This window comes from Klebsiella sp. NPDC088457 (assembly GCF_044900465.1).
In the GTDB taxonomy this organism is placed as follows: domain Bacteria; phylum Pseudomonadota; class Gammaproteobacteria; order Enterobacterales; family Enterobacteriaceae; genus Klebsiella.
The window spans coordinates 1-8,059 of the sequence record NZ_JBJDNH010000083.1 but is presented as its reverse complement, the minus strand read 5'-3'; the positions used below and the strand labels follow the sequence as shown (position 1 = coordinate 8,059).

The following is an 8,059-nucleotide window of genomic DNA, read 5'->3' as shown; positions in this document are numbered from 1 at the left end:
ATCCTAACGGTGAGAACGACCGTTACCCCCTGCAGAAACAGGAGATCGTCACTGACCCCCTGGAGCAAGAAGTCAACAAAAGCGTGTATATGGGGAAACTCGAACATGCGCTGCATGACATGGTGAACTGGGGCCGCAAGAACTCAATCTGGCCTTACAACTTTGGCCTGTCATGCTGCTACGTTGAAATGGTGACGTCATTCACTGCGGTGCATGACGTTGCGCGTTTTGGCGCCGAGGTACTGCGTGCTTCTCCTCGTCAGGCGGACCTGATGGTCGTCGCCGGCACCTGCTTCACCAAAATGGCGCCGGTTATTCAGCGTCTTTATGACCAGATGCTGGAGCCAAAATGGGTTATCTCCATGGGCGCATGCGCCAACTCCGGCGGAATGTACGATATTTATTCTGTCGTCCAGGGCGTGGACAAGTTTATCCCGGTTGATGTTTACATCCCAGGCTGTCCGCCGCGTCCGGAAGCTTATATGCAGGCGCTGATGCTGCTGCAGGAGTCCATTGGTAAAGAACGTCGTCCGCTCTCGTGGGTGGTTGGCGATCAGGGCGTTTATCGCGCCAACATGCAGTCGGAACGCGAGCGTAAACGTGGCGAACGCATTGCGGTGACCAATCTGCGGACTCCGGACGAGATTTAACTTGCGCCTGCGGGCGGCGGCACAACACTTCGCAAATCAATCTACAACAGCGCGAAGCCACGCCCGGCAGTCACCACGGACCTTTTGCAATGGTGAACAATATGACCGATTTACATGCGCATGACGCCGCACCAGCCTGGCAAACCCGCGATCACCTCGATGACCCGGTGATCGGCGAACTGCGCAATCGTTTTGGGCCGGATGCCTTTACCGTTCAGCCTACCCGCACCGGCGTTCCGGTGGTCTGGGTCAAGCGCGAACAGCTGCTGGAGGTGGTTGATTTCCTGAAGAAATTGCCAAAACCTTACGTCATGCTGTTCGATCTGCACGGCATGGACGAACGTCTGCGTACCCACCGTGACGGGCTACCCGCCGCGGATTTTTCCGTTTTCTATCACCTGATTTCTATTGAACGCAATCGTGACGTCATGCTCAAGGTAGCATTGTCTGAAAACGATCTGCGCGTGCCGACACTGACCAAACTGTTCCATAATGCCAACTGGTATGAGCGTGAAACGTGGGAAATGTTCGGTATTGATATCGAAGGCCACCCGCACCTGACGCGCATCATGATGCCGCCGACCTGGGAAGGCCATCCGCTGCGTAAAGACTACCCGGCGCGCGCCACCGAGTTCGATCCGTTTGAGCTGACCAAAGCCAAGCAGGATCTGGAAATGGAAGCGCTGACCTTTAAGCCGGAAGCGTGGGGCATGAAGCGCGGGACCGAAAACGAGGACTTCATGTTCCTTAACCTCGGCCCGAACCACCCCTCCGCGCACGGTGCTTTCCGTATCGTTTTGCAGCTTGATGGCGAAGAGATCGTCGACTGCGTACCGGATATCGGCTACCACCACCGTGGCGCTGAGAAAATGGGCGAACGTCAGTCGTGGCACAGCTACATTCCGTATACCGACCGTATTGAATACCTTGGCGGCTGCGTCAATGAGATGCCGTACGTTCTGGCGGTCGAAAAGCTGGCGGGTATCACCGTACCGGATCGCGTCAATGTGATTCGCGTCATGCTCTCCGAACTGTTCCGCATTAACAGTCACCTGCTGTATATCTCGACCTTTATTCAGGACGTCGGGGCGATGACGCCGGTGTTCTTTGCCTTTACCGACCGGCAGAAGATCTACGATCTGGTGGAAGCCATCACCGGTTTCCGTATGCACCCGGCGTGGTTCCGCATCGGCGGCGTGGCGCACGATCTGCCGCGCGGCTGGGATCGTCTGCTGCGTGAATTCCTTGAGTGGATGCCCAAGCGTCTGGATTCTTACGAGAAAGCCGCGCTGCGCAACAGCATTCTGATTGGCCGTTCAAAAGGCGTTGCCGCTTACGGCGCGAAAGAAGCGCTGGAGTGGGGCACCACCGGCGCCGGTCTGCGCGCCACCGGAATCAACTTCGACGTGCGTAAAGCGCGTCCATACTCTGGCTATGAGAACTTTGACTTCGAAGTGCCGGTTGGCGGCGGTGTATCCGACTGCTATACCCGCGTGATGCTGAAAGTTGAAGAGCTGCGCCAGAGCCTGCGCATTCTCCAGCAGTGTCTCGATAATATGCCGGAAGGCCCGTTCAAGGCGGATCACCCGCTGACGACGCCGCCGCCGAAAGAGCGCACGCTGCAGCATATCGAAACCCTGATTACGCACTTCCTGCAGGTTTCCTGGGGCCCGGTAATGCCGGCCAACGAATCCTTCCAGATGATTGAAGCGACGAAGGGTATTAACAGTTACTACCTGACCAGCGACGGCAGCACCATGAGCTATCGTACCCGTATCCGCACGCCGAGCTATGCGCACCTGCAGCAGATCCCGTCGGCGATTCGTGGCAGCCTGGTATCCGACCTGATCGTTTATCTGGGTAGTATCGATTTTGTTATGTCAGACGTGGACCGCTAATTATGCACGAGAATCAACAACCACAAACCGAGGCTTTTGAGCTGAGTGCGGCAGAGCGTGAGGCCATTGAGCACGAGAAGCACCACTACGAAGACCCGCGTGCGGCGTCCATCGAAGCGCTGAAGATCGTTCAGAAACAGCGCGGCTGGGTGCCGGATGGCGCGATCTATGCGATCGCCGACGTACTGGGCATCCCGGCAAGCGACGTGGAAGGCGTAGCGACATTCTACAGCCAGATCTTCCGCCAGCCGGTTGGTCGTCACGTGATCCGCTATTGCGATAGCGTGGTTTGCCACATTACCGGCTTCCAGGGCATTCAGTCGGCGATCGAGAAAAAGCTCGACATCAAACCGGGTCAAACCACCTTTGATGGCCGCTTTACTCTGCTGCCGACCTGCTGTCTGGGCAACTGCGACAAGGGACCGACGATGATGATTGATGAGGATACTCATAGTTATCTGACGCCGGAGGCGATTCCTGACCTGTTGGAGCAGTATAAATGAAGACAGTGATCCGCACTCCCGAAACGCATCCGCTCACCTGGCGTCTGCGCGATGATAAACAGCCGGTATGGCTGGAAGAATATCAGAGCAAAAACGGCTACGCCGGCGCGCGTAAGGCGCTGCTGGGGCTGGCGCCGGATGAGATCGTCAATCAGGTGAAAGACGCCGGTCTGAAAGGGCGCGGCGGCGCGGGCTTTTCCACCGGTCTGAAGTGGAGCCTGATGCCGAAAGACGAATCCATGAACATCCGTTACCTGCTGTGTAACGCCGATGAGATGGAGCCGGGCACCTATAAAGACCGCCTGCTGATGGAGCAGCTGCCGCACCTGCTGGTGGAAGGCATGCTGATCTCCGCGTTTGCGCTGAAAGCGTACCGCGGCTACATCTTCCTGCGCGGCGAATACATTGAAGCGGCGGTGCATTTACGCCGCGCCATTGCCGAGGCGACCGAAGCCGGTCTGCTGGGCAAAAACATTCTCGGCACCGGTTTCGATTTCGAACTGTTTGTGCACACCGGGGCAGGGCGCTACATCTGCGGTGAAGAAACCGCGCTGATTAACTCCCTTGAAGGCCGTCGCGCCAACCCGCGTTCCAAGCCGCCATTCCCGGCGAGTTCTGGCGTGTGGGGTAAACCGACCTGCGTGAACAACGTTGAAACCCTGTGTAACGTCCCGGCGATTCTGGCTAACGGCGTCGAGTGGTATCAGAACATTTCAACCAGCAAAGATGCCGGTACCAAGCTGATGGGCTTCTCTGGCCGGGTGAAAAACCCGGGCGTCTGGGAGCTACCGTTTGGTACCACCGCGCGCGAAATCCTCGAGGATTATGCCGGCGGCATGCGCGATGGCCTGAAGTTCAAGGCCTGGCAGCCGGGCGGCGCGGGGACCGACTTCCTGACCGAAGCGCATCTTGATCTGCCGATGGAATTCGAAAGTATTGGCAAAGCGGGGAGCCGTCTGGGCACCGCGCTGGCGATGGCCGTCGACCACGAGATTGGCATGGTGTCGCTGGTGCGCAACCTGGAAGAGTTTTTCGCCCGCGAGTCCTGCGGCTGGTGTACGCCGTGCCGCGACGGTCTGCCGTGGAGCGTGAAAATTCTGCGCGCTCTGGAGCGCGGTGAAGGCCAGCCGGGGGATATCGAGACACTTGAGCAACTGTGTCGGTTCCTGGGGCCGGGGAAAACCTTCTGTGCGCATGCGCCAGGTGCGGTAGAACCGCTGCAGAGCGCCATTAAATATTTCCGCGACGAATTCGAAGCAGGCATTAAGCAGCAGTTCAGTAATACCCATGCTATCAACGGGATTCAGCCGAACCTGCTTAAGACGCGCTGGTAATGTCTCCACCGGCTCTTCCAGGCGACGCGAAGGCGGCAATCTGGAAGAGGAAGTGGTAACGATTTTTTAATTTGGAAGCATGCTAATGGCTACGATTCATGTAGACGGCAAAGAATACGAGGTCAATGGAGCGGACAACCTGTTAGAGGCCTGTCTCTCTCTTGGTCTTGATATTCCATACTTTTGCTGGCATCCGGCGCTCGGCAGCGTCGGTGCTTGCCGCCAGTGTGCGGTGAAGCAATATCAAAACGCGGAAGACACGCGTGGTCGCCTGGTGATGTCCTGTATGACACCGGCATCGGACGGCACTTTTATTTCCATTGACGACGGCGAAGCGAAGCAGTTCCGCGAGAGCGTGGTGGAGTGGTTGATGACCAACCACCCGCACGACTGCCCGGTCTGCGAAGAGGGCGGTAACTGCCACCTGCAGGATATGACCGTGATGACCGGTCATAGCTTCCGTCGCTACCGTTTTACCAAGCGTACCCACCGCAACCAGGATCTGGGGCCGTTCATCTCGCACGAAATGAACCGCTGCATCGCCTGCTACCGCTGCGTTCGTTACTACAAAGATTATGCCGACGGCACCGATCTGGGGGTGTATGGCGCCCACGACAACGTCTACTTCGGCCGCCCGGAAGATGGCGTGCTGGAAAGCGAATTCTCCGGCAACCTGGTTGAAGTCTGCCCGACCGGCGTGTTCACTGATAAGACGCATTCCGAGCGTTATAACCGTAAATGGGATATGCAGTTTGCGCCGAGCATCTGCCAGCAATGTTCCATTGGCTGTAACATCAGCCCGGGCGAGCGCTATGGCGAGCTGCGTCGTATCGAAAACCGTTATAACGGTACGGTAAACCGCTACTTCCTCTGCGACCGCGGTCGTTTCGGCTATGGCTACGTGAACCTGAAAGACCGTCCGCGTCAGCCGGTGCAACGTCGCGGCGACGATCTGATTACCCTTAACGCTGAACAGGCGATGCAGGGGGCTGCGGATATTCTGCGTCAGTCGAAAAAAGTGATTGGTATTGGCTCGCCGCGCGCCAGCATTGAAAGCAACTTTGCGTTGCGTGAGCTGGTGGGCGCTGAGAACTTCTATACCGGCATTGCGAAGAGTGAGCAGGAGCGCCTGCAGATGGTGCTGAAAGTGCTGCGTGACGGCGGTATTCATACCCCGGCGCTGCGCGAAATCGAATCCTACGATGCGGTACTGGTGCTGGGCGAAGATATCACCCAAACCGGCGCCCGCGTTGCCCTGGCCGTACGTCAGGCGGTGAAAGGGAAAGCGCGTGAAATGGCCGCGGCGCAGAAAGTCGCCGACTGGCAGATTGCGGCGATCCTCAACATCGGTCAGCGCGCGAAGCATCCGCTGTTTGTCACCAATATCGATGACACCCGTCTCGACGATGTCGCCGCGTGGACCTACCGCGCGCCGGTTGAAGACCAGGCGCGCCTGGGCTTTGCCATTGCGCATGCGCTGGATGACAGCGCGCCGGCGGTGGACGGACTGAGCAACGATCTGAAAGGCAAAATCGATGTAATCGTCCAGGCGTTGGCCGGGGCGAAGAAACCGCTGATTGTCTCCGGGACTAACGCCGGCAGCATTGAGATTATTCAGGCGGCGGCCAACGTGGCCAAAGCGCTGAAGGGCCGCGGTATCGACGTCGGCGTCACCATGGTCGCCCGGGCGGTGAACAGCGTTGGCCTGGGACTGATCGGCGGCGGCTCTCTGGAAGAGGCGCTGAGCGAACTGGAAACCGGCGCGGCCGATGCGGTTATCGTGCTGGAAAACGACCTGCACCGCCACGCTTCTGCCGAGCGCGTAGACGCTGCGCTGGCCAAAGCGCCGCTGGTGATGGTGGTTGATCACCAGCGCACGGCGATTATGGACAAAGCGCATCTGGTGCTTTCCGCGGCAAGTTTCGCCGAAAGCGACGGGACGGTGGTCAACAACGAAGGCCGCGCACAGCGTTTCTTCCAGGTTTACGACCCGGCTTACTACGATGCGAATACCGTCATGCTGGAAAGCTGGCGCTGGCTGCACTCGCTGCACAGCACCGTCGACAACCGTCAGGTTGACTGGACGCAGCTGGACCACGTGATTGATGCCGTCGTGGCGAAACTGCCGCAGCTGGCAGGCATTAAAGATGCCGCGCCGGACGCGACCTTCCGTATCCGGGGCCAGAAACTGGCGCGTGAGCCGCATCGCTACAGCGGCCGCACGGCAATGCGCGCTAACATCAGCGTGCATGAACCGCGTCAGCCGCAGGATAAAGACACCATGTTCGCCTTCTCGATGGAAGGGAACAACCAGCCGTCCGCGCCGCGTTCGCAAATTCCGTTTGCCTGGGCGCCGGGCTGGAACTCCCCGCAGGCGTGGAATAAATTCCAGGACGAAGTGGGCGGTAAACTGCGCCATGGCGATCCGGGCGTACGTCTGATCGAGGCGTCTGCCAGCGGTCTGGATTATTTCACCACGGTGCCGGCAAGCTTCCAGGCGGAAGAGGGGAAATGGCGTATCGCGCCGTACTACCATCTGTTCGGCAGCGACGAACTGTCGCAGCGTTCTCCGGTCTTCCAGAGCCGCATGCCGCAGCCGTATATCAAGCTGAACCCGGCGGATGCCGCGAAGCTTGGTGTCAACGAAGGGGCGATGGTCTCCTTCAGCGTAGAAGGCCAGGCGCTTAGCCTGCCGCTGGTGATTTCTGCGGGGCTGACGGCAGGGCAGGTGGGCTTGCCGATGGGGATGCCGGGCATTGCGCCGGTACTGACCGGCGCACGTATTGACACACTGCAGGAGGCGAAAGCATGAGTTGGTTAACACCGGATCTCATCGACATTCTGTTAACCATCCTGAAGGCAGTGGTTATTCTGCTGGTGGTGGTGACCTGCGGTGCGTTCATGAGCTTTGGCGAACGTCGTCTGCTGGGGCTGTTCCAGAACCGTTACGGGCCTAACCGTGTCGGCTGGGGCGGGTCGCTGCAGCTGGTCGCCGATATGATCAAGATGTTCTTTAAAGAGGACTGGGTTCCGCGCTTTACGGACCGCGTTATCTTTACTCTGGCCCCGGTTATCGCCTTTACGTCGTTGCTGCTGGCCTTTGCTATCGTGCCGGTCAGTCCGTCGTGGGTGGTCGCCGACCTGAACATCGGTATCCTGTTCTTCCTGATGATGGCCGGTCTGGCGGTTTACGCCGTGCTGTTCGCCGGCTGGTCGAGTAACAACAAATACTCGCTGCTGGGGGCGATGCGTGCTTCCGCGCAGACCCTGAGCTACGAAGTGTTCCTCGGTCTGTCGCTGATGGGCGTGGTGGCGCAGGCGGGATCGTTCAACATGAGCGATATCGTCAACAACCAGGCGCATCTGTGGAACGTGATTCCGCAGTTCTTTGGCTTTGTCACCTTTGCTATCGCCGGCGTGGCGGTCTGTCACCGTCACCCGTTTGACCAGCCGGAAGCCGAGCAGGAATTGGCCGATGGTTACCACATCGAATATTCCGGCATGAAGTTCGGTCTGTTCTTTGTCGGTGAGTACATCGGGATTGTCACCGTATCAGCGCTGATTGTGACGCTGTTCTTCGGCGGCTGGAATGGCCCATGGTTACCTCCGTTCATCTGGTTCGCGCTGAAAACCGCGTTCTTCATGATGATGTTCATTTTGATTCGCGCATCATT

Annotated in this window: 6 protein-coding genes; all 6 read left to right on the top strand. The window is 58.4% G+C overall.

The window, feature by feature from the left end:
• On the top strand, positions 1 to 650 hold a 650-nt coding region (gene nuoB / locus ACI2JR_RS27340), incomplete at its 5' end, for an NADH-quinone oxidoreductase subunit NuoB (RefSeq protein WP_462479988.1).
• An 89-nt stretch (positions 651 to 739) separates the two neighbouring features.
• Positions 740 to 2,548 (top strand): NADH-quinone oxidoreductase subunit C/D, encoded by a 1,809-nt coding sequence (gene nuoC / locus ACI2JR_RS27335; protein ID WP_462479987.1) that lies wholly within the window; start codon positions 740 to 742, stop codon positions 2,546 to 2,548.
• A gap of 2 nt (positions 2,549 to 2,550) precedes the next feature.
• A complete protein-coding gene (gene nuoE / locus ACI2JR_RS27330; RefSeq protein ID WP_004865099.1) occupies positions 2,551 to 3,051 on the top strand; it encodes an NADH-quinone oxidoreductase subunit NuoE in 501 nt (166 codons plus the stop codon).
• Positions 3,048 to 4,385 (top strand): NADH-quinone oxidoreductase subunit NuoF, encoded by a 1,338-nt coding sequence (nuoF, locus tag ACI2JR_RS27325; RefSeq protein WP_004865097.1) that lies wholly within the window; start codon positions 3,048 to 3,050, stop codon positions 4,383 to 4,385. Before nuoE ends, nuoF begins: the two co-directional genes overlap by 4 nt.
• 85 nt (positions 4,386 to 4,470) lie before the next feature.
• Complete coding sequence (gene nuoG / locus ACI2JR_RS27320) at positions 4,471 to 7,197, top strand: NADH-quinone oxidoreductase subunit NuoG (RefSeq protein WP_132725652.1); 2,727 nt, start codon at positions 4,471 to 4,473, stop codon at positions 7,195 to 7,197.
• Positions 7,194 to 8,059 (top strand): NADH-quinone oxidoreductase subunit NuoH (gene nuoH / locus ACI2JR_RS27315; protein WP_462479986.1); only part of this gene is annotated, 866 nt, incomplete at its 3' end. The genes nuoG and nuoH, both read left to right, overlap by 4 nt.

Excerpts from the sequence above, each read along its gene's own strand:
- nuoC (WP_462479987.1), top strand. The coding sequence starts at position 740 with ATGGTGAACAATATGACCGATTTACATGCGCATGACGCCGCACCAGCC.
- nuoE (WP_004865099.1), top strand. The coding sequence starts at position 2,551 with ATGCACGAGAATCAACAACCACAAACCGAGGCTTTTGAGCTGAGTGCG.
- nuoF (WP_004865097.1), top strand. The coding sequence starts at position 3,048 with ATGAAGACAGTGATCCGCACTCCCGAAACGCATCCGCTCACCTGGCGT.
- nuoG (WP_132725652.1), top strand. The coding sequence starts at position 4,471 with ATGGCTACGATTCATGTAGACGGCAAAGAATACGAGGTCAATGGAGCG.